The following is an 18959-nucleotide window of genomic DNA, read 5'->3' as shown; positions in this document are numbered from 1 at the left end:
GCTAATCCAGCGCGGCCAAATGGCCGCTGACCATGGTTGTCGCCTTGGCGTCGTCGCCCTCGTCGGCATGTGCAAATGTGGTGGCGGACGCAAGGATGGTCAGCGCCAAGCGCGACGGCGACGTGCATGAATTGCTGCGCTCGGTGATCTTGCACGCTTGCAGAACAAGGCTTTTCAGCACCGGCGAACTCGAAGCGATGCTAAAGGAGCAAGACGACGATGGCCGATGACTCTGTAAGTCTCGTTCGCACCGACATTAACCGTAACGTACTTCAGCGCTTCCGTTCGTCCTGACAAGTTTGATGCGAACAGCTGACTTCAGCAATCCGTCGATAGTGGAAGGATTCGAGATGCGAATGAACCCAAAATTTGTCGCCGTTATCTCGCTCGTCGCTGCCAGCTTAGGCGCGTCGCCAAGTTCGGCACAAGACGGCAGTGAAACATTGGGCGGGCAGCCGCCAGCGGGTGCGACCGCCTCCGTCAAAGATTTCGACTACCAGATCAAGTACCAAAGGGCATTCGAAGCTGTCCTATGGAATATGCCTGCGATAGCGATTTACAGTTTCCGGCGGGCCGCGTTCACCGACCTTGGCATGAAGGACAATGACATCATCGCCTATTCCGCGCCCGCGACGCCAAAGCTTGAGGCGATCACTGCGAACAGTACAACGCCCTACATCTCGGCCTTTAGCGACCTTCGCAAAGGCCCCGTCGTGCTGGAGGTTCCGGCAGCGAGCGAAGAAGGCAGCGGCTACGGTCAGGTAGTAGACGCTTGGCAATTGACCATCGCTGATGTTGGGCCCTCTGGTCTTGACAAGGGTAAGGGAGGCAAACTGCTGTTCACCCCTCCCGGCTACGAGGGAACCATCCCAGCGGGCTATATTCCTGTTGCCTCACCGAATTATCGCATCGCCTTTGCCTTCCGGTCGATACGCGCACCGGGTAAAAGCGTGGCAGACGCTTACGCTTACGCCAAGCGGCTGCGTATGTACTACCTATCGGAGGCGAATAATCCCCCGGAGCAGCGCTTCATTGATCCCATCAACGAGCGCTATCCGACGCTGCCGTTCTATGACGAGCGGCATTTCGAAGATATGGCCGCGGTCATGAGTGTCGAGCCCGTGAAAGAGCAAGACAAAGTCATGATCGGGATGCTGAAGTCGCTGGGCATCGAGCCGGGTAAGCCCTATGCACCCGACGAAAAGACAAAAAAGGCGATGAGGCAGGCGGCGATCGATGCCTGGTTCTTCATGCAGGAATGGTTCGACAATATTCCCGAAGACCGTCTCTTTTGGCCGGATCGTCACTACGCCTCTCTACTCATGACAGATGCCAACCGACGCTTTACATTCGTCTATGACGATCACATCGATCTCATCAACCGCGCCGCTGAGTATTTCTGGTGCACATACATGCCGAAGGAACTGACCGACAACCCCGCGACCCAGTATTTGATGGCGATGGCTGACAAGGACGGCAAGCCGTTAGAAGCGGGAAAGCTCTATAAGTTGGACGTACCCGCCGAAATGCCCGTCAAGCAGTTCTGGGCCTTCACCGTCTACAACCGCGCCACCATGTCCTTCATCTACAGCGACTCCAATCGCACTACGCTTTCCTCCTACGACATTGACGGAATGAAGAAGAACGCCGATGGCGGCGTCACGATTTATGTCGGGCCGAAGGCCCCCACTGGCCTTGAATCGAACTGGATACCGACGGCAGGAAAGCGCCCGCTTCCTGCGATGCGGTTCTATGGGGGAACCGACGCTCTGAACAACAAGTCATTCAAGATGCCTGACATGGAGTTGGTGGAGTAAACGCGCCTGTGGGCGAATGTAATCCCAAGTACCGGCACTATTCGCCCCTGCTCCGGGCCGGGAACGCGGTAAAACGTGGGTTGTTCAAGAATTAGATGGGTGATCTGCGCCGGCGAGTCATTCAGCATCGAACGGCGGCAAGCCCGCCTCGGCTGGCTCGGTTTCGTTCTCGCCTTCATCGCGTTCAGCTGTCAGGCATACAAGACACTGATGCTGGGGTAGTTGCCGCCTGACAGCCATTTTTTCGGCGACGAGATTCGATTGCCAAACCTCAACTGCCGTTTCGCCACTGCCACGGCGGTATGGGGTTTTGGGTGCGCCATAGACCAACCTTCTTTGATCTGGCCCAGTTCTCTAAGCGATTCAACTTACCTTGTCGGTCTCTTGGCAAATGATCGTAGAACATGCGCATTACCCATGCGTGACCAAGAGTAACCATCCGCTCATTGACGTTTATCCACTCCTCGCCATTCGCGGATTTAACATAAATTGTAGCCAATGTTCTCCCGTAGCAGTCTATCCCATGCGCTTCCAGATGCACGTTTCGTCCACCGACCAGCTTTCTGAGACCGTATGTAGCGGTATCCCCCCAATGCTGGCCGTCCTCCGGGCAATCGATCGAATCCAGCCGGATTTTTATGTTGTCCCATCCCGTCGCAACGATGACTGTATCGCCATCGATGACGTATATGACTTTAGCCTTTGGAAAGCTTTCGATAAGCGCTCTTGCCGCATAGCCGTTTAGCGCTTTCTTTTTTTCTGTGCTGCGGTAACCGAGGACTTCGACTGGAGTCGAAAGGCGGGGTGATTGCTCGTTTAGCGCTGTCTTTGTGCTGCCGAAACCAACGACTCTGACTGGAGTCGATTTGCGGGCTGATGGCCCGTTTAGGTTTCCAAATAAGGCCCTGCAGATTGATTTAATTAAACGGAGCATTGCGAACTCAGGCGGATCACTTGGAGCGAAACTGAAAAATCAAAGGTGCGACCGCTCACAGTCTAAGGCACTGCCGCCCGTCATACAGATTTGCGAAACGTTAGGCTTGCGGTGCGAAGCCAAATATTTGCGCGAAGCTGCCAAAGGTAAGCTTTCCGCTCGACTCGCAAATTCCCCAACAAGATGGCTTTATCGCGTACGATTTGGCGCTCCAAAACGTTTGCAATGTATTCACCATGAGGTGGGATTTCTTGGGCGCCGATCCGCATATTTGTGGCAAATCTTGCCACGTCCTTGCCACGCGGCTAGTTCGATGGCTCTACCCTTTTGCTTTCATTAAATGAACCGCAAAGTCGCAATTGTTTTGCCACAAATCATCGCTCTAAGTGTGCGCGTTGACCGACCACCGATCTGATAAAGAGGAATTCGAAAATGCGCTTCTTTGTAGCAACATTCATGTTTGTCGCGTCCCTGTTCCCGGTCGGTGCACTTGCGGACGATGCGCAAGGGACGATTACCAAGATCGACGAGGACAACTCGACGATCACGCTCGACGATGGCAAAATTTATAAACTGCCGGGTGAGTTCGATCTCAGCGTCATTGAGAAGGGCATGAAGGTTACGTTGATGTTCGATGTCGTCAACAAGGAACGCTTCATCACCGATATCGAAGAAACGCAGGAATAGTCGCGGGCACGGAAATGCTGCGCACGGCTAAAGCCAGGTGAGCTGGCCGTGCTCGAGCCGCAGGATGTGATCCTGGGTGATGGCAAGGTTGGCCGCATCGTGGCCATCCAGCCCCTTGATCATCTGGAAAATCGTTCGAAGGCAGCCGCCATGGGTCACACACACGGTCGGACCCTTCACTTCCGACAACCAGCTCGCCACGCGCAAACCGAGCATCGCATAGCTCTCGGCCGTCGGTCCCGGCGGCACGAAGGTCCACTTGTCGCGCGCGCGCTCTTCAACGAGATCAGGCGTCTTTCTTGCAATATCCTCGATCATAAAGCCCTGCCAGTCACCGAAACTGACTTCCATCAGCCGCGGATCGGTGTGGTATGCCTTTGGATCGACACCCATGCGGGTGCGGATGCGCTCCATGGTTTCGCGCGTGCGGCGCAACGGGCTCGCGACAAAGTCAAAGCCTGCGCCATCGCCGATGAGCGATTTGATCAGATCGCCATTGCGATCGGCCTGGGCACGCCCACGTGCATTGATATCGATGTCTTCCTGACCCTGGATCCGTTCCGTCACATTCCAGTCCGTCTCGCCATGACGCGAGAAATAAATCAGCGTGTCGGGCGGGATCACTTCAATGCTCAATCTTTCACGACGGAAATGTCGGGGGCATCCACGGCTTTCATGCCGACAACGTGGTAGCCGCTGTCGACGTGATGTACTTCGCCGGTGACGGAGCGCGAAAGGTCGGAGAGGAAGTAAAGTCCTGCATCGCCCACTTCCTCGATGCTGACGGTACGGCGCAGCGGAGCATTATATTCGTTCCACTTGAGAATGTAGCGGAAATCGCCAATGCCCGAAGCCGCAAGGGTCTTGATCGGGCCGGCAGAGATGGCGTTCACGCGAATATTGTCGGGGCCAAGATCGACGGCGAGATATTTGACGCTCGCCTCAAGCGCTGCCTTGGCAACACCCATGACGTTGTAGTTCGGCATCACCTTCTCGGCGCCGTAATAGGTCAGTGTCAGGATGGAGCCGCCGCCGGTCATGAGCTTTTCGGCGCGCTTGGCAATCGCCGTCAGCGAATAGACCGAAATCAGCATCGTCTTGCTGAAGTTTGCCTCCGTCGTGTCGACATAACGGCCGGTCAGTTCGTCCTTGTCGGAAAACCCGATCGCATGGACCACGAAATCGAGCTTGCCCCACTCCTTCTCGAGAGCAGCAAAGCAGGCGTCTATGGTCGCTGCATCGCCGACATCGCAGTGGCCGCACAGAAAGGCACCGAGTTCCTCGGCAAGAGGCTCGACGCGCTTCTTCAAAGCATCGCCCTGATATGTGAATGCGAGTTCGGCGCCGGCATCGTGAGCTGCCTTGGCAATGCCCCAGGCGATCGACCTGTTGTTGGCCACGCCCATAATCAGGCCTCGTTTACCCTGCATCAAACCGGCTTTGGCGGTCATATACCAACCCTTCGTGAGACTTATAATTGATGTGCGGTATCGCACAGCCCGCGCCGGGCTTCAAGCATGCTCTCAATGTCGTTTTGGTTTTTCAGTGACCGGATTCGCGCAAGAATGCTTCGAGCGCGGGATCACCATTTTCGGGCAGCATGACGCGAACATGGGCGAAAAGATCGCCATGTCCGTCTACCTTCTTCGGCAAACCCTTGCCCTTGAGCCGCAAAACACGGTCTGAACTGGTCCATGGCGCTACTTTTACCGCCACCCGACCATTGAGCGTCTCGACTTCCTCGCGGGACCCAAGAACGGCGTCGCGCAGCGAAACCGGCAAGTCGACGTGGATGTCCCTGCCCTCGACACGGAATTTCGGATGCGGCCTGAAACGGATTGTTACCAGGGCGTCACCCGGGGTGCCACCCACAACCTCCTCGCCCTGCCCTTTCAGGCGAATCGTCTGGCCGTTCTCGACACCCGTCGGCAGCTTGATCGCCAGCCGCTTGCCATTCGGAAAGATCGCTTCCACCTTTTCGGCGCCCGCCGCCTGTTCAAGGGTAATATCGATCGTTGCCTGCAGGTCTGCGCCTTTACGTGGGCCAGCGCGGCGCGACCCGCCAAAGCCACCGCCCATACCGGCACCCTCGCCAAACAGGCTGCTCAATATGTCTTCCGCGCCGAAGCCCGAATTGCCCGCCGTGCTCGAGCGAAACTCGAAGCCGCCAGGGCGGTGGCGCCCGCCGCCAAAGCCGGCGAAGGGGTCACCCTCGCCGCCTGCGAAGCCTTCGAAACCATGCGGAACACGTTGCTTGCCTTCCGCGTCGATCTCACCGCGATCGAACTGGCCGCGGCGCTCTTTGTCGCCGACGATCTCATAGGCCTGGTTGATCTCGGAGAATTTTGACTGCGCCTTCGGATCATCCTGATTCTGGTCGGGATGGTATTTTTTGGCGAGTTTGCGAAACGCCGATTTTATTTCTTCAGGCTTCGCCGTCTTGGCGACGCCCAGCACGCTATAGGGATCGCGCATGTGTCTGCCTTTCCTCGCACGAGCGAGATGTCTTGGGATTCCGCAGCTATATGCTCATGAATAGGAAGAAATTCCAGAGATTTGAAGCAAAAAACTACGGAATTGGCTCGGCCGCTGCAACCACCTACATAGGACCGAACGATTTCAACGTCCATTGACCGCCATTCTGCATGCAGGTCTCGCCCTTATAGAGCATCACACCATCAAATGATTCGCGCGATGTCTGAAATTCGCGGCAAAGCTCGGTGTCGTTCTTCTTCTCGGCAATGGCCGTTATCGTGCCCTGACTGCCGGTTTCGGGGTTGGACCACGGGACCGGATTCTTTCCCCACTGGGTAAAATTGAGCGCCGAGACGATATTGCGGACAGTCGTCTGGTCGGATGAACCCTTTGCGTCGGCGACTTGCGCCGGAGCAACCGAACCGGTTACGGTTGTCTGATCTGGAACCGCTTTCTCGACGCTGAAATCCTTCATGGCACAGCCCTGCAGACTCAACACAACAACCATTGCGAGGCCGGCAAAGGGCCCGCTTATACGCCGTTTTTCTGCACCGAATTTCTTGCTATCAGATCGTGGAAACGCCAAACACATGCCTCTCTCTAACAGGGTCAATTCGAAATGACTATGGGACTATGGATTAAATGAAGTTAATAACAGATGACTTCACAGAGAATTCCGAACCGTTCGCGCTCTTCGAAGAATGGCTGGCGGACGCCACCAAAACTGAGCCAAATGATCCCAATGCCGTCGCGCTTGCCACAGTCGACGCCGCCGGCCTGCCCGACGTGCGCATGGTGCTCTTAAAGGGTTTCGACAGCCAAGGTTTTGTTTTCTATACGAATTTTGAAAGTCGAAAAGGAGAGGAAATCCTTGGTTCGATGAAGGCGGCCATGTGCTTCCACTGGAAGTCGCTGCGCCGGCAGGTACGGGTACGCGGACCGGTCGAGATCGTCAGCAAGGAAGAGGCGGACGCCTATTACGCAACACGGCCGCGCGGCAGTCGGATCGGCGCATGGGCTTCGAAACAGTCGCGGCCGCTCGAAAGCCGGTTCGCACTGGAAAAGGCCGTGGCCGAATTTACCGCCCGCTACGCGATCGGGGAAATTCCCCGTCCAGACTATTGGTCGGGGTTCCGAATCCGTCCGACTTCGATCGAGTTCTGGCACGACCGGCCATTCCGCCTGCACGACCGCGTTCACTTCAGCCGCGAAACGCCGCAGGGCGACTGGAACAAGACACGGCTCTATCCGTGAGCAGGACCGGGTCTAGAATTTAACCCTTCTTGCGTCCGAGGAAGGCCATGAACGCGCCGCGCGCCTCGTCCGACTGGAGGCGTTCGGCAAAGAGCTTTGCCTCAAGCTTGATGCGATCGACCGTATCCTGCCTCGGCATCCGTAACAGGTCGCGGGCGATCTGCATGGCTGGCGGCGGCTTTGACGCGATCTCGGTCGCCGCTTTCAAAACGGTTGCTTCCAGTTCTTCGGTCTCGACCAACCTGTAGACCAGGCCAGCTTCCTTGGCCTCGACTGCATTGAGTCCGTCGCCCATTGCGAGAAAAGCAAAGGCGCGCTGATGCCCCATCAGCGCCGGGCCAAGCAGGCTTGAAGCCGCCTCAGGTACCAGTCCGAGATCGACGAACGGCGTCTTGAAGTAGGATTGCGGGGTCGCGAAGCTCAAATCGCAATGAAGCTGGAGTGTGGAACCGAGACCGATGGCAAGGCCGTCGACGCCTGCAAGCAGCGGTTTCTTCGCATTGGCGACGGCAATGAGAAAGTCGATGACTTCGGTGCCCATTTGGCCGGTCGTGGCAAAGGCCATGAAATCCTGAAGGTCGTTGCCTGAAGAAAATGCGCCCGGTATGCCGAAGAAGACATTGGCGCGAATTTCCGGATCATCGTCGCTGTCGATGATCGCCTTCGACATTGCCGCATACATTGCGCGCGTTAGCGCATTCTTTTTCTCCGGCCGGTTCATGCGAATGACTTGAACCGCGCCGTGGCGCTCGACCTCGATATGATCCGACATGATGGTTCCTCTGTTAGGCAAGTGCCTTGCGTGCGGCGAGCAAGCTGGCAGCACCATGAATGACGCGGTCTTTCAGCGCTGACGTTTCCGCGAGAAGATTTTCGGCAAAGAACCGCGCTAGTGCCGTGCGCCCGGCATTGTCACTCCCGAGCGCTCCCTTGGCGAGATAGGTGGCACCACCCGCAAGACCGAAAAGGCGCAGGAACGGTGTCGCTCCCGCAAGGGCCTCACCGACCTTGCCCTCGGCGACTGCGTCTTGCAGCCAGGCTCCCGCCTGCGCAAGATCATCCAGTCCCGCCAGAAGCCGCGGCCCGGTCTCGCCGAACTCGGCAACGTTCGAGGCAGCGACAGCATTCGCCACGTCGCGCAATTCAGCAATGTAGGCCGCGAAATGTTGACCACCGCCAAGGGCGAGCTTGCGCTGAACGAGGTCGATGGCCTGTATGCCGTTGGTACCTTCATAAATCGGGGCGATGCGCGCGTCGCGCAGCAACTGCGCTGCGCCCGTTTCCTCGATATAGCCCATGCCGCCATGGACCTGGATGCCAATCGAGGCAACGTCCACGCCGATGTCGGTCGAGAATGCCTTGGCGACCGGCGTCAAAAGGTTGGCGCGGTCGGACCAGTGTCGAGCATCGTCGCCCTCGCCGGTCCTCGCCATGTCGATGGCGTGGGCGCAGGCATAGGCTATGCCACGTGCAGCGCCGGTCAGGCCCTTCATCGTCAGGAGGTTACGCTGGACATCAGGATGCTCGATGATCGGGCTCATGCCATCGCCCTTCCAGCCGGGCGCACGCATCTGGCGGCGCTCCTCGGCATAGGCGAGCGCCTTCTGATAGGCGGCTTCCGCCACAGCCACGCCCTGGATTCCGACGGCAAGCCGGGCGTTGTTCATCATGGTGAACATGCAGGCTAGACCCCGGTTCTCTTCGCCGATCAGCCAGCCCACCGCACCAGGCTCGCGGTCCCTGGCAAACCCGTCACCGTAAATCATCGTGCAGGTGGGCGAGCCATGGATACCCATCTTGTGCTCGACGCCGCCACAGAACACGTCGTTGCGGGCGCCGAGCGGTCCGGCGGCATTGACGAGGAACTTCGGAACGAGAAATAGCGAGATGCCTTTCGTCCCAGCCGGAGCGTCGGGAAGCCGCGCGAGAACGAGGTGAACGATGTTGTCGGTGAGGTCGTGTTCGCCATAGGTGATGAAAATCTTGCTGCCGAAAATGCGATAGGTACCATCGTCAGCCCGTTCAGCGCGCGTGCGCAGCGCGCCGACGTCGGAACCTGCCTGCGGCTCCGTCAGGTTCATCGTGCCCATCCACTCGCCAGATACAAGTTTCGGCAGATAGAGTTGTTTGAGATCGTCGGTTGCGTGGGCATCGAGCGCCTCAATAGCCCCAAGGGTCAGTGTGGGACCGATGCCGAAGGCCATCGAGCCTGAATTCCACATCTCGAAAGTCGCGATCGCGAGCATCATCGGCAGGCCCTGCCCACCAAACTCTTCGCGCCCCGTCAAGGCATTCCAGCCGCCCTCGATCCATTCGCGGTAGACGTCCTTCCAGCCAGTCGGCGTCGTAACCTCGCCATCCTTGAGAGGCGTACCATGCTGGTCACCAACTTCGAGCAGCGGCGCGACCCGCGTCGAAGCAAACCTGCCCGCCTCTTCAAGGATGGCATCGACGAGGTCGCCTGAAAGCTCGCCAAATCGGCCCTGTTCCATCGCGGCATCGAGACCGGCGGTCACTCTCAGGGTGTGGGCGATTTCCTCGACGGGCGCGCGGTACATGGTCACGTCTCCTCATGCGTGATGCTTTGTTGCGCTGCGCACATTGCAACCGCACGGGCGTGCAAGGCAAGTGTATTTTTACGTAAACGTAAGATATTTGCAGAATGGAGCGTTCGATTGCACATACCCCAGCGCGCCTAACGTGACGGCGCAGCGAGGCGAAGGAGACCGGCATCACGCTTGAAGCGCTCGGCAAGGAACGCCACGCAAAGCCTGACCTTGGCGGCGGCATGCTTGCTGTGTGGATAGACGGCGTGGATCGGGGCCGCTGGCAGTGGAAGTTCGGGAAGCACCACCTCAAGCCTTCCGGCTTCAATATCCTGCTGTACGTCCCAGATGGATTTGAGCACGAGCCCTGCACCCTTAAGCGCCCATGCGTGCGCCAGTTCCCCGTCGTTGCAGGCAAATGTACCGCGCACGCGAACGGTCCTGCCGTCGGCGAAACTCCAATGGTCGAGCGGCGGATTGCCGAAAACAATGCAGTCGTGTTCGACCAGTTGCTCCACTAATACGGGGCGGCCCCGCCGCTGCAAGTAATCGCGCGAACCGCAGATGACACGGACGTTCGGGGCGATCTGGCGTGCGATCAGGCTCGAGTCTGCAAGTTCGCCCACGCGAATTGCCAGATCGAATCCGCCGTCGATAATGTTGGCGACAGTATCCGATGCATCGAGATAGATGTGCAGATCCGGATGGAGCGCCTGGAACTCGCGCAGCAGCGGCACCAGCCTGCGACGTCCAAAAGCAACCGTCGACGTGATGCGCAGGGTTCCGGTCACAGTCTGCCGGCCTCGTGTGACCTGTAATTCCGCTTCCTCGATGTCGGCTAGGATTCGCACACAACGCGCATGGAACGACGCGCCCTCCTCGGTAAGCGCGAGTGTTCGTGTTGTGCGGCTTATCAAGCGCACCCCAAGACGTTCTTCCAGCCTCGCCAATTTGCGGCTGATAACAGCGAGCGAAAGACCAAGCTCGCGTCCGGCCGCCGAGAGCTAGCCAGCATCTACGACCCGTACGAATACCATCATATCGAAAAGATTATCAGCCATATTATTGCTGATATCACAATAAACTATCTCCAATACAAGCTATTCTTGCCAATTCGAAAGAGGGATAAACTTGTCGGTAAATCAACGTATAGGCAGGTGCGACGATGCAATCTCTCAGGAATAAACGCTTTTTGGTTGTCGGAGGCAGTTCGGGCATCGGGCTTGCCGTCGCCGCAAGGGCGGCTGAAGCAGGGGCGGCGGTCACGATCGCCTCGCGCTCGCAGGCCAAGCTCGAGACGGCACGCAGCACCATCGGCGAGGCCGTCGAAGCTAGCGCACTGGATACGGGTGATGAGCTAGCCATCGAACGCTTCTTTGCCAGTCACGAGCCCTGGGATCATATTGTTGTCTCGGCAGCACAGACGCTGACGGGATCCGTGCGCGGCCTTGGACTCGCCGACGCCAAAGCGGCGATGGAAAGCAAATTCTGGGGTGCGTATCGCGTGGCTCGCGGGGCAAGGTTGAATGAGGACGCTTCGCTGACATTTGTCTCGGGGTTCCTCAGCGTCAGGCCCTCGGCGACATCGGTTCTGCAGGGAGCCATCAATGCGGCACTCGAAGCACTGGCGCGGGGGCTTGCTCTCGAGCTTGCGCCGACAAGGGTCAATGCCGTATCGCCGGGGCTTATTGAGACGCCCCTCTGGTCCGAGATACCGGATGACAAGCGCGCCGCAATGTTCGCCAATGCGGTCGAGCGCCTACCGGTGCGCCGCATCGGGCAGCCCGATGACATTGCGAGCGCTATCCTATTCCTCGCCACGACGCCCTTCGCCAGCGGTTCGACCGTGCGCGTCGATGGCGGTGGTGCAATCGCATGACAGTCCCGGCCCTCGACCATATGACGCTCCGAACCCGGGACCTCGAAGCAACGCGCCTGTTTTTCGAGACTGTCCTTGGGCTTGCGCCCGGCTACCGGCCCGCCTTTTCGTTTCCCGGTTACTGGCTCTATGCGGGTGCCGAGCCTATCGTCCATCTCATTCCGGGCCATGGTGGCGCCGTTGACCGGAACGGCGAGCCAATCGACCACGTCGCATTTCGCCTTACTGACTACGATGCGATGCGCGGCAAGCTCGATGCGCTTGGCATCGGATATTCTCCGATGGAGTTGCCGGAACTCGGGGAGCGGCGTCTGTTCATCCAAACGCCAACTGGCATACTCATCGAACTGGTCTTTCGGAGTGCCACCGCAACCACCAGATCCGAATCCTAGCGGCGCTGCGATGCAGGGCCATTTCACAATTCTCCTTGGGGGTAACCATGAAGATCGATCTGAAAGGCAAGACCGCAATCGTGACAGGCTCGACCGCTGGCATAGGCCTTGCCATTGCCAAGGGTCTGGCTCGCGCGGGAGCCGAAGTGGTCTTGAATGGACGGACGCAGGCCAGCGTCGACAAGGCAATCGCTGAATTGCAACAAGCCGTCCCTGAGGTAAAGGTGCGCGGCATCGCCGCCGATCTCGGCACAGCCGAAGGTTGCGCAGCGCTCGTGGCCGAGGAACCTTCCGCAGATATTCTCGTCAACAACGTCGGCATTTTCGGCCCACAGGATTTCTTTGAGACGCCGGATGAGGAATGGGAGCGGTTCTTTGCCGTGAACGTGATGTCTGGCGTGCGCCTCTCGCGCTCCTACCTGCCGGGAATGGCTGAACGCAATTGGGGCCGAGTAATCTTTCTCTCGTCCGAGTCCGGATTGAATATCCCGGTCGACATGATCCACTACGGCGTCACGAAGACAGCGGATCTTGCCGTGTCGCGCGGGCTTGCCAAGCGGATGGCTGGCACGAACGTAACAGTGAATGCGGTATTGCCCGGTCCAACGCTCTCCGAAGGCGTACGTGACATGCTGAAGGATGACCAGGAAAAAACCGGAAAGCCGATGGAGCAAGTCGCGGCGGACTTTGTCAGCGCCAACCGGCCAAGCTCCATTCTTCGCCGCGCGGCAACCGTCGAGGAAGTGGCCAACATGGTTGTCTACGTTGCTTCCCCACTATCGTCGGCAACGACCGGCGCGGCCCTCCGGGTCGATGGCGGCGTCGTCGATACAATTGCCTGACGGGGCAACTTGCACGGAATTAGCGGTGACTAACGGAATATTAACCGCGATGCGCCGACCATCGTTGGTTAGTATGGGTTTGACCGCACCGTGTGAAGGATTCTCATTTGACGATCCGCGTGCCCAGATTTGCCATTGCAGTTGCCCTTGCGGCATTGTTCCTTGGCGATCTTGCGCAGGCGGCATCCGAATTCACCACGCCATGGTCGAACAAGCAGCGCGCCATCGTCCTCGACGGCTACGAGCACAATTCTTTCAATCTTGTCGAAATCGCCAAGGATTCGAGGATCGCAGCCTTCATCCACAAGGGATCGGATGGCCTGCCCGCAAACTACCAGTGCAAACGCATCACCGATGTGATGCAGCAGGAACTATGCAAGCGCATCTGGCGCAACTACGCCGTCTCGCGTGAGCTTTACCAGACGCGGCGGATACTGGCGAAAGCGCTCGGCCTCAAATGGGGTGCCTATCATCTCGCCCGTCCGGGCAATCCCATCGAGCAAGCTAACCATTTCGTTGACTATGCCGAGCCGAGCGATGACGAACTTGTCGCGATCGATATCGAAGACAACGATCCGGCAAAATTCATGTCGCTCCAGGACGCGGAAATTTTCGCCGAGCACATCAAGTTCAGGATCGGTCGCTATCCGGTGCTTTATACGAACGGCACGACTGCAAGATACATCGCCGACCATCGTCTGGAGTTTCCTATCCTGTCGCGCCTGCAGCTCTGGTATGCGCGTTATGAGAGCGATATCGCGCCGCATTTTCCCAAGGGCAACTGGCGCGACTATGCCCTTTGGCAATTCACCTCGCAGAGCAATTGCAGCAAGCAGAAGTGCCCCTATCGCCCGGCGGGAACCAATCGCGACATCGATGTCAACATAACGGACATGACGGTGGCGCAGCTTCGGCGCGCCTGGCCGCTGGGGCAGCTGGTCGATGCCATACCGCTGGACGATCTGCCCACGCCGGGCAATCGCCCGTCACCGCCTGAGGATATACTGATGGCTGCGGCGCAGCCGCCGCTCCTCGATTATCGGCACTTGAAGGAAATGGCGGGAGCGCTCAGAACCGTCGCAGCAAATTTCGTGGTGGGAGCTTCAGCGCTGCTTGAGAAGAACGATCCAAGCGCCGCCAAAGTCGACCAATCGATGACAGCTTCGATTTCGCTGAAGCACGATACGGACGAACGATTGACCGGTCTTTCAATCCGCAAGGCAACCATCGAGACGCTTTTGACAAGCCTTCGTGAGCCCTCGCGGCTGGCGCCCGCCTATCCAGGCATTGCTGTCACATCCTACTGCTTCAGATATGCAGCTCCCTTATCCGACCAGACCACGAACTGGCAGCTCGCCGCCTTGGGGCCGCTCCTATAGGGCGCTGGCCTCGCGCTCGATTGCACGCCAACCGATATCGCGCCTGTAAAAACCTTCCGGCCAATCGATCTTTGCGATCGCCGCATAGGCCGCCGCTTGGGCTGCGGCCACTGTGCGGCCCGTTGCTGTAACGTTCAACACGCGGCCACCATTGGCAACAAGCTCGCCATTCTTCTCGGCGGTACCCGCATGAAAAATCTCGACTGAACCATTGTCAGCGGCCGTATCCAATCCTCTGATAACGCTACCCTTTTCGGGCGCCGCCGGATAGCCCTTGGCCGCCATGACGACCGTCAGCGCCGGTTCATCGTTCCAACGCACCGAGACTTGGTCGAGCATGCCGTCGGCGGCTGCCTTCAGGAGCAGCAACAAGTCGTCCTTCAGGCGCAGCATCAGCACTTGGGTCTCCGGATCGCCGAAGCGCGTATTGAACTCGATCAGCTTCGGGCCATCCTTCGTGATCATCAGCCCGGCGAACAACACGCCGCTGAACGGCGCGCCGATTTCCGCCATGCCGCGCATGGTTGGCTCGATCAGTTCGCGCATCGTGCGATCGATCATCGCCTGCGTCATGACCGGCGCGGGAGAGTAAGCTCCCATTCCGCCGGTATTGACCCCCGTATCGCCATCGCCGACGCGCTTGTGATCCTGGGCGGTGCCGAATGGAACGGCAATCTTGCAATCGCAAAGACAGAAGAAGCTGGCCTCTTCGCCATCAAGATATTCTTCGACGACAACTTCCGCGCCTGCACCCCCGAATGCACCGGAAAAACAGGCGTCAACGGCGCCGAGCGCGTCCTGGAGTTCAAACGCCACGACAACCCCCTTGCCGGCGGCGAGACCGTCGGCCTTGACGACGATTGGCACGCCCTGCTGCCTGACATAGGCCTTGGCTGCGTCGGCCTGCGTGAATCGTTGGTATGCGCCTGTCGGAATGTCGAAGCGGGCGCAGAGGTCCTTCGTAAAACCTTTTGAGCCTTCAAGTCTTGCCGCTGCCCTGGATGGACCAAAAACCGATATGCCCGCAGCGCGAAGTTCGTCGGCAATTCCGGCAACCAGCGGCGCTTCGGGTCCGACTACGACAAAATCTATGGATTTGTCCTTACAAAACGCGATGACGTCCGCATGGTTTGCGGGATCGAGCGCAACGCATTCAGCAACAGTGGCGATGCCCGGATTGCCGGGCGCACAGTAAAGCTTCGTCAATACGGGCGATGCCGCGATCTTCCATGCCAGCGCGTGTTCGCGGCCACCGGACCCAATAAGCAGGACTTTCATCGACATCGTGCTCCGCATCTTTACGTGTTGCCGTTCGGTATGGCCTCAACACGCGAGGGTCAAGCGCCTCTCGCAAATTTGCCCGGAAAACCGTCTATAATGCTTGACTGCATCGATGTCCGCTGCAAGGTCAGGCCATGACACCTGAAAAAGACATTATTCAGTCGACGCAAACCCGTGGCCGCGTTTTCGACGCGCCATCGGGCCATTGGGTATACCGGACGCTGCCGAACTGGCTCTGGCCTTACGCACAGCTAGCGCGATGGGACCGGCCGATTGGCTGGTGGCTTTTGCTGTGGCCCTGCTGGTGGGGCGCTGCACTCGCTGCCAGCGCCGGCGCGAAGGTTGGTGACGCGATGTGGTCCGTACTGCCCTCGCCCTATCACCTCATTCTGTTTCTTGTCGGCGCCATCGCCATGCGCGGCGCTGGCTGCACCTATAATGACCTTGCCGATGAGGACATCGACAACAAGGTGGCGCGCACCCGGTCGCGGCCCCTTCCGTCAGGACAGGTAACGCGCAAACAGGCCAAGGTTTTTCTTGTCTTGCAGGCGCTGGTCGGATTGGGCGTGCTCCTGCAGTTCAATCGCTATACGATCTTTCTCGCGATCGCTTCGCTCGCTATCGTCGCGATCTACCCCTTCATGAAACGTATTACCAACTGGCCGCAACTGGTGCTCGGCCTTGCCTTTTCGTGGGGAGCCCTCGTCGGCTGGTCCGCGCATTTCGGCTCGCTCGATTGGCCTGCGCTCCTGCTCTATGCGGGATCGATCCTCTGGGTCATCGGCTATGACACGATCTATGCCCACCAGGACAAGGAGGACGATGCGCTGGTTGGCGTGCGCTCGACCGCCCGGCTCTTCGGCAGCCGCACCCGCGAAGCGCTCATGATCCTTTACGGGGGAGCGCTGGCGCTGTTTCTTTGGGCCTTTGCCATGGCGGAGGTTCCGATGCCTGCAGTCGCTGGCCTTCTGGCTGCCGGCGCGCACATGTACCGGCAGATTATGACACTTGATATCGACAACCCGTCAGAGTGCCTGCGCCTGTTCAAGTCGAACACGATCGTCGGCTGGCTGATCTTCCTCGGCCTCGTTTTTGGCGGCTTGTGGACGGTGGTCAAGCCGATATTCTGATTGCCAGGGTCAGGGCTTATCTCGATCCCTGGGCAATCACCTCCTGGCCGCCAATGACCAATCGCAAACCGAGATCGCCCACTTTTCGGCGGGCGAGAAACCGCGGCCTGCGACGGCGCGGTTCGCGGCCCTGCCGGCGTTCCTTCGGCGCAGAGACTGTGACGGGCCCGATACTCTGTTCAAGCTGCCGCGCCACGCCGTCTTCCTCGACCAGCATCATGGGCAGGCCGAACAGCGACGACCAGGCGCGCCAGTCGGCGGCAATGTCAATCAGATCGTGGGCTACCAGCAGTGGCACCGAAAGGTGCGGGTCAGTGTGCATGAGTTCGAGCGTGACGGTGATGTCGCCGATTTCGTCTTCGGTTGCGCGCGCCGTGACGCCCAAAAAGGCGCAAGCGGGTAAGGCGAGCGATATTGGCAGATGGCTGGCAGGCAAGAGGCGCTTTACGACCGCCCCCCGTTCATGCAGCGTAAAGGTGACATCGCCGCGGTCGTCGCGCGTGGCATAGGTGACCGTCTGTGGCAGGTGGAATGGGTCAAGCCGGAATTCCCGACCTGCCCAAACCGGCTTGGCTCCGGCTTTGTTCATGTGACGCCTTCTGTCGATCCTGAGAGCCGGTATTCCGGTCATCTCGTTTTCATTTCCCTGTAGAGCGGACCATTTTTGGTCTCGTATGGGGAAACAATAGGCGCCAATCCTGCCCATCCCGCTTAACGAACTGGGTTAACTGTTTCTCATCGAAAAGGATGGTTATCGAATACCAACCGGCTCCAAGGTTTTGGTAAGGCGGGTGAATGAAAGGTTGAGAGGGCGTGAGCTTCGAACCTACAGAACCTTGCCGGGATTCATGATCCCGGCAGGGTCAAAGGCTTTCTTGATCCGCCGCATCAGGTCGAGCGCAACCGGCGATTTCGTCTCGGCAACCTCCTTGCGCTTCAATTGCCCGACGCCGTGCTCGGCCGAGATTGACCCCCTATAGGCGCGAACAATATCATGAACGCGGGTATTAACCTCGACCCAGCGCGCAAGGAAAGCGTCCTTGTCGGCACCGATGGGCTGGGAGATATTGTAGTGAAGGTTGCCGTCACCCATGTGGCCGAAGCAGACAATGCGCGCGCCCGGGATGAGTTCCAGTACGGCCGCGTCGGCCTCGGTGATGAACGCGGGAATGGTGGCGACGGGTACGGAGATATCGTGCTTGATCGATCCGCCCTCCGGCTTCTGGGCAAGAGACATCGCCTCGCGCATATGCCAGAAGGACTTTTCCTGAGCGGTGCTGTCGGCGATCGTCGCGTCCTCGACGAGCCCTGCCTCGTAGGCTTCGGTGAGGATCGCCTCGATGGTTTCGCGCGCATCCTCGGCGGAGCGCGCTGAGGAAATGTCGATGAGGACGTACCACTGGTGGACGCCCTGCAACGGGTCGCGCACTCCATCCGTATGCGCCACCGAAAACTCCACTCCGATACGCGGCATTAGCTCAAAGCCGGTAAGCGACGGTCCTGCATGGCTTTGCGCGATCGCCAGCAGCGTCAAGGCGTCATGGGGGCTCGCGAGCCCGGCATAGGCGACGCCCTTGCCGCGCGGCAGGGGATAAAGCTTCATCACTGCCGCCGTAATCACGCCGAGCGTGCCTTCCGCGCCAACGAAGAGGTCCTTGAGGTCGTAGCCCGTATTGTCCTTCTTGACGTAGCGAAGGTCGTTGAGGATTTCGCCGGTCGGCAACACCACCTCGACGCCGAGGCAGAGTTCTCGTGTATTGCCATAGGCGAGGACGGCCGTACCACCGGCGTTCGATGAAAGGTTGCCGCCGATCTGGCACGATCCTTCCGACCCCAGCGAAAGCGGAAACAGCCTACCCTCGCGCTCGGCCGCTTCCTGTAGCGTCTGGAGAATGACGCCAGCCTCGACGATCGCAAGATTGCCTTGCGGGTCAATGGAGCGGATCCTGTTAAGGCGCGACAGGGACAGGATGACCTGATCGCCACTCGCATCCGGCATCTGCCCGCCAACCAAGCCCGTATTCCCACCCTGCGGCACGATCGCTGTGTGCGTTTCAGTCGCCAGCCTCAGGATCGCCGATACTTCATCGGTCGTTGAGGGTCGCAGCACAAGCGATGTTTTGCCGCCAAATTTTTCGCGCGGCTCAATAAGATAGGGCTCGATATCGCGGCTATCGCGCAACGCATTCCCGTTGCCGACGATGGCGACAAATCGTTCAAGAAGTTCAGGCGTCAAACTCATTTTATCTCATCCATTTCGGCAATTAACGTGGCACGGGGCGCGGCGGCGCGGACAAGCCGATCATTGATCGCTTCGCCGAGGCCGTTGAAAGGTATGGGCTC

Annotated in this window: 20 protein-coding genes and 2 pseudogenes; 8 read left to right on the top strand and 14 right to left on the bottom strand. The window is 58.7% G+C overall.

Annotation, left to right across the window (positions count from 1 at the left end; all coding sequences use genetic code 11):
• Position 1: 1 nt before the first annotated feature.
• Positions 2-181: a hypothetical protein gene (locus AAAB35_RS28980; protein WP_340671791.1), complete on the bottom strand. Its 180-nt coding sequence runs from the start codon at positions 179-181 to the stop codon at positions 2-4.
• Between the two features lie 175 nt (positions 182-356).
• Here AAAB35_RS28980 and AAAB35_RS28975 point away from each other — a divergent pair, with 175 nt between their 5' ends.
• Entirely contained in the window at positions 357-1817 is a 1461-nt protein-coding gene (locus tag AAAB35_RS28975) for a DUF1214 domain-containing protein (protein WP_340671790.1), read from the top strand.
• Between the two features lie 271 nt (positions 1818-2088).
• Here AAAB35_RS28975 and AAAB35_RS28970 read toward each other — a convergent pair whose 3' ends face one another.
• Positions 2089-2751: a thermonuclease family protein gene (locus tag AAAB35_RS28970; RefSeq protein WP_340671789.1), complete on the bottom strand. Its 663-nt coding sequence runs from the start codon at positions 2749-2751 to the stop codon at positions 2089-2091.
• A 432-nt stretch (positions 2752-3183) separates the two neighbouring features.
• Between AAAB35_RS28970 and AAAB35_RS28965 the strand changes: the two genes are divergently transcribed.
• Positions 3184-3438, top strand: coding sequence for a DUF1344 domain-containing protein (locus tag AAAB35_RS28965; protein WP_340671788.1), 255 nt, complete (start codon positions 3184-3186; stop codon positions 3436-3438).
• A gap of 27 nt (positions 3439-3465) precedes the next feature.
• On the opposite strand, the gene AAAB35_RS28960 is transcribed toward AAAB35_RS28965, so the two are convergent.
• The 4 genes from AAAB35_RS28960 to AAAB35_RS28945 all read right to left on the bottom strand — a co-directional run bounded on the left by AAAB35_RS28960 (position 3466) and on the right by AAAB35_RS28945 (position 6388).
• The gene (locus tag AAAB35_RS28960; protein WP_340671816.1) at positions 3466-4068 is read right to left on the bottom strand and encodes a histidine phosphatase family protein; all 603 of its coding nucleotides are present in this window, start codon (positions 4066-4068) and stop codon (positions 3466-3468) included.
• 2 nt (positions 4069-4070) lie between these two features.
• Positions 4071-4889: an enoyl-ACP reductase FabI gene (gene fabI / locus AAAB35_RS28955; RefSeq protein WP_340671787.1), complete on the bottom strand. Its 819-nt coding sequence runs from the start codon at positions 4887-4889 to the stop codon at positions 4071-4073.
• Between the two features lie 91 nt (positions 4890-4980).
• Positions 4981-5913, bottom strand: a complete 933-nt coding sequence (locus tag AAAB35_RS28950) for a DnaJ C-terminal domain-containing protein (protein WP_340671786.1) — start codon at positions 5911-5913, stop codon at positions 4981-4983.
• A gap of 124 nt (positions 5914-6037) precedes the next feature.
• Complete coding sequence (locus AAAB35_RS28945) at positions 6038-6388, bottom strand: RT0821/Lpp0805 family surface protein (RefSeq protein ID WP_340671785.1); 351 nt, start codon at positions 6386-6388, stop codon at positions 6038-6040.
• 167 nt (positions 6389-6555) lie between these two features.
• Between AAAB35_RS28945 and pdxH the strand changes: the two genes are divergently transcribed.
• Positions 6556-7167: a pyridoxamine 5'-phosphate oxidase gene (gene pdxH, locus AAAB35_RS28940; RefSeq protein ID WP_340671784.1), complete on the top strand. Its 612-nt coding sequence runs from the start codon at positions 6556-6558 to the stop codon at positions 7165-7167.
• Positions 7168-7186: 19 nt separating this feature from the next.
• On the opposite strand, the gene AAAB35_RS28935 is transcribed toward pdxH, so the two are convergent.
• From AAAB35_RS28935 to AAAB35_RS28920, 4 genes and pseudogenes are all read right to left on the bottom strand, one after another.
• Positions 7187-7939, bottom strand: a complete 753-nt coding sequence (locus AAAB35_RS28935) for a crotonase/enoyl-CoA hydratase family protein (protein WP_340671783.1) — start codon at positions 7937-7939, stop codon at positions 7187-7189.
• A gap of 13 nt (positions 7940-7952) precedes the next feature.
• A complete protein-coding gene (locus AAAB35_RS28930) occupies positions 7953-9725 on the bottom strand; it encodes an acyl-CoA dehydrogenase (protein WP_340671782.1) in 1773 nt (590 codons plus the stop codon).
• Between the two features lie 137 nt (positions 9726-9862).
• Positions 9863-10504, bottom strand: coding sequence for a substrate binding domain-containing protein (locus AAAB35_RS28925; RefSeq protein WP_340671815.1), 642 nt, complete (start codon positions 10502-10504; stop codon positions 9863-9865).
• Between the two features lie 93 nt (positions 10505-10597).
• Positions 10598-10705 (bottom strand): annotated as a pseudogene (locus AAAB35_RS28920) (LysR family transcriptional regulator); the annotation flags it as partial.
• A gap of 173 nt (positions 10706-10878) precedes the next feature.
• Between AAAB35_RS28920 and AAAB35_RS28915 the strand changes: the two are divergent.
• From AAAB35_RS28915 to AAAB35_RS28900, 4 genes are all read left to right on the top strand, one after another.
• Entirely contained in the window at positions 10879-11592 is a 714-nt protein-coding gene (locus AAAB35_RS28915; protein ID WP_340671781.1) for an SDR family oxidoreductase, read from the top strand.
• A complete protein-coding gene (locus tag AAAB35_RS28910) occupies positions 11589-11984 on the top strand; it encodes a VOC family protein (RefSeq protein WP_340671780.1) in 396 nt (131 codons plus the stop codon). The genes AAAB35_RS28915 and AAAB35_RS28910 overlap by 4 nt, the downstream gene beginning before the upstream one ends.
• 47 nt (positions 11985-12031) lie before the next feature.
• Entirely contained in the window at positions 12032-12826 is a 795-nt protein-coding gene (locus tag AAAB35_RS28905) for an SDR family oxidoreductase (RefSeq protein ID WP_340671779.1), read from the top strand.
• A gap of 107 nt (positions 12827-12933) precedes the next feature.
• Positions 12934-14205 (top strand): GH25 family lysozyme, encoded by a 1272-nt coding sequence (locus tag AAAB35_RS28900; RefSeq protein WP_340671777.1) that lies wholly within the window; start codon positions 12934-12936, stop codon positions 14203-14205.
• On the opposite strand, the gene purD is transcribed toward AAAB35_RS28900, so the two are convergent.
• Positions 14200-15483, bottom strand: coding sequence for a phosphoribosylamine--glycine ligase (gene purD, locus AAAB35_RS28895; RefSeq protein ID WP_340671776.1), 1284 nt, complete (start codon positions 15481-15483; stop codon positions 14200-14202). The two genes, AAAB35_RS28900 and purD, sit on opposite strands and share 6 nt — an antisense overlap.
• Positions 15484-15620: 137 nt before the next feature.
• Here purD and ubiA point away from each other — a divergent pair, with 137 nt between their 5' ends.
• Positions 15621-16616 carry a 4-hydroxybenzoate octaprenyltransferase gene (gene ubiA / locus AAAB35_RS28890; protein ID WP_340671775.1) on the top strand — a complete coding sequence of 332 codons (996 nt, stop codon included), beginning with the start codon at positions 15621-15623 and terminating at the stop codon, positions 16614-16616.
• 16 nt (positions 16617-16632) lie between these two features.
• Here the strand turns inward: ubiA and AAAB35_RS28885 are convergent, their stop codons facing one another.
• The 3 genes and pseudogenes from AAAB35_RS28885 to AAAB35_RS28875 all read right to left on the bottom strand — a co-directional run.
• Complete coding sequence (locus AAAB35_RS28885) at positions 16633-17205, bottom strand: DUF6101 family protein (RefSeq protein WP_340671773.1); 573 nt, start codon at positions 17203-17205, stop codon at positions 16633-16635.
• A gap of 237 nt (positions 17206-17442) precedes the next feature.
• On the bottom strand, positions 17443-18858 hold the full coding sequence (locus AAAB35_RS28880; protein ID WP_340671772.1) for an FAD-binding oxidoreductase: 1416 nt from the start codon (positions 18856-18858) through the stop codon (positions 17443-17445).
• Positions 18855-18959, bottom strand: a pseudogene (locus AAAB35_RS28875) (translation factor Sua5); the annotation flags it as partial. The gene AAAB35_RS28880 and the pseudogene AAAB35_RS28875, both read right to left, overlap by 4 nt.

Origin of the sequence: Phyllobacterium sp. (assembly GCF_037994425.1) — a bacterium.
In the GTDB taxonomy this organism is placed as follows: Bacteria; Pseudomonadota; Alphaproteobacteria; order Rhizobiales; family Rhizobiaceae; genus Phyllobacterium.
The sequence above is the reverse complement of the archived record's forward strand: the minus strand, read 5'-3'. Positions and strand labels throughout refer to the sequence as shown.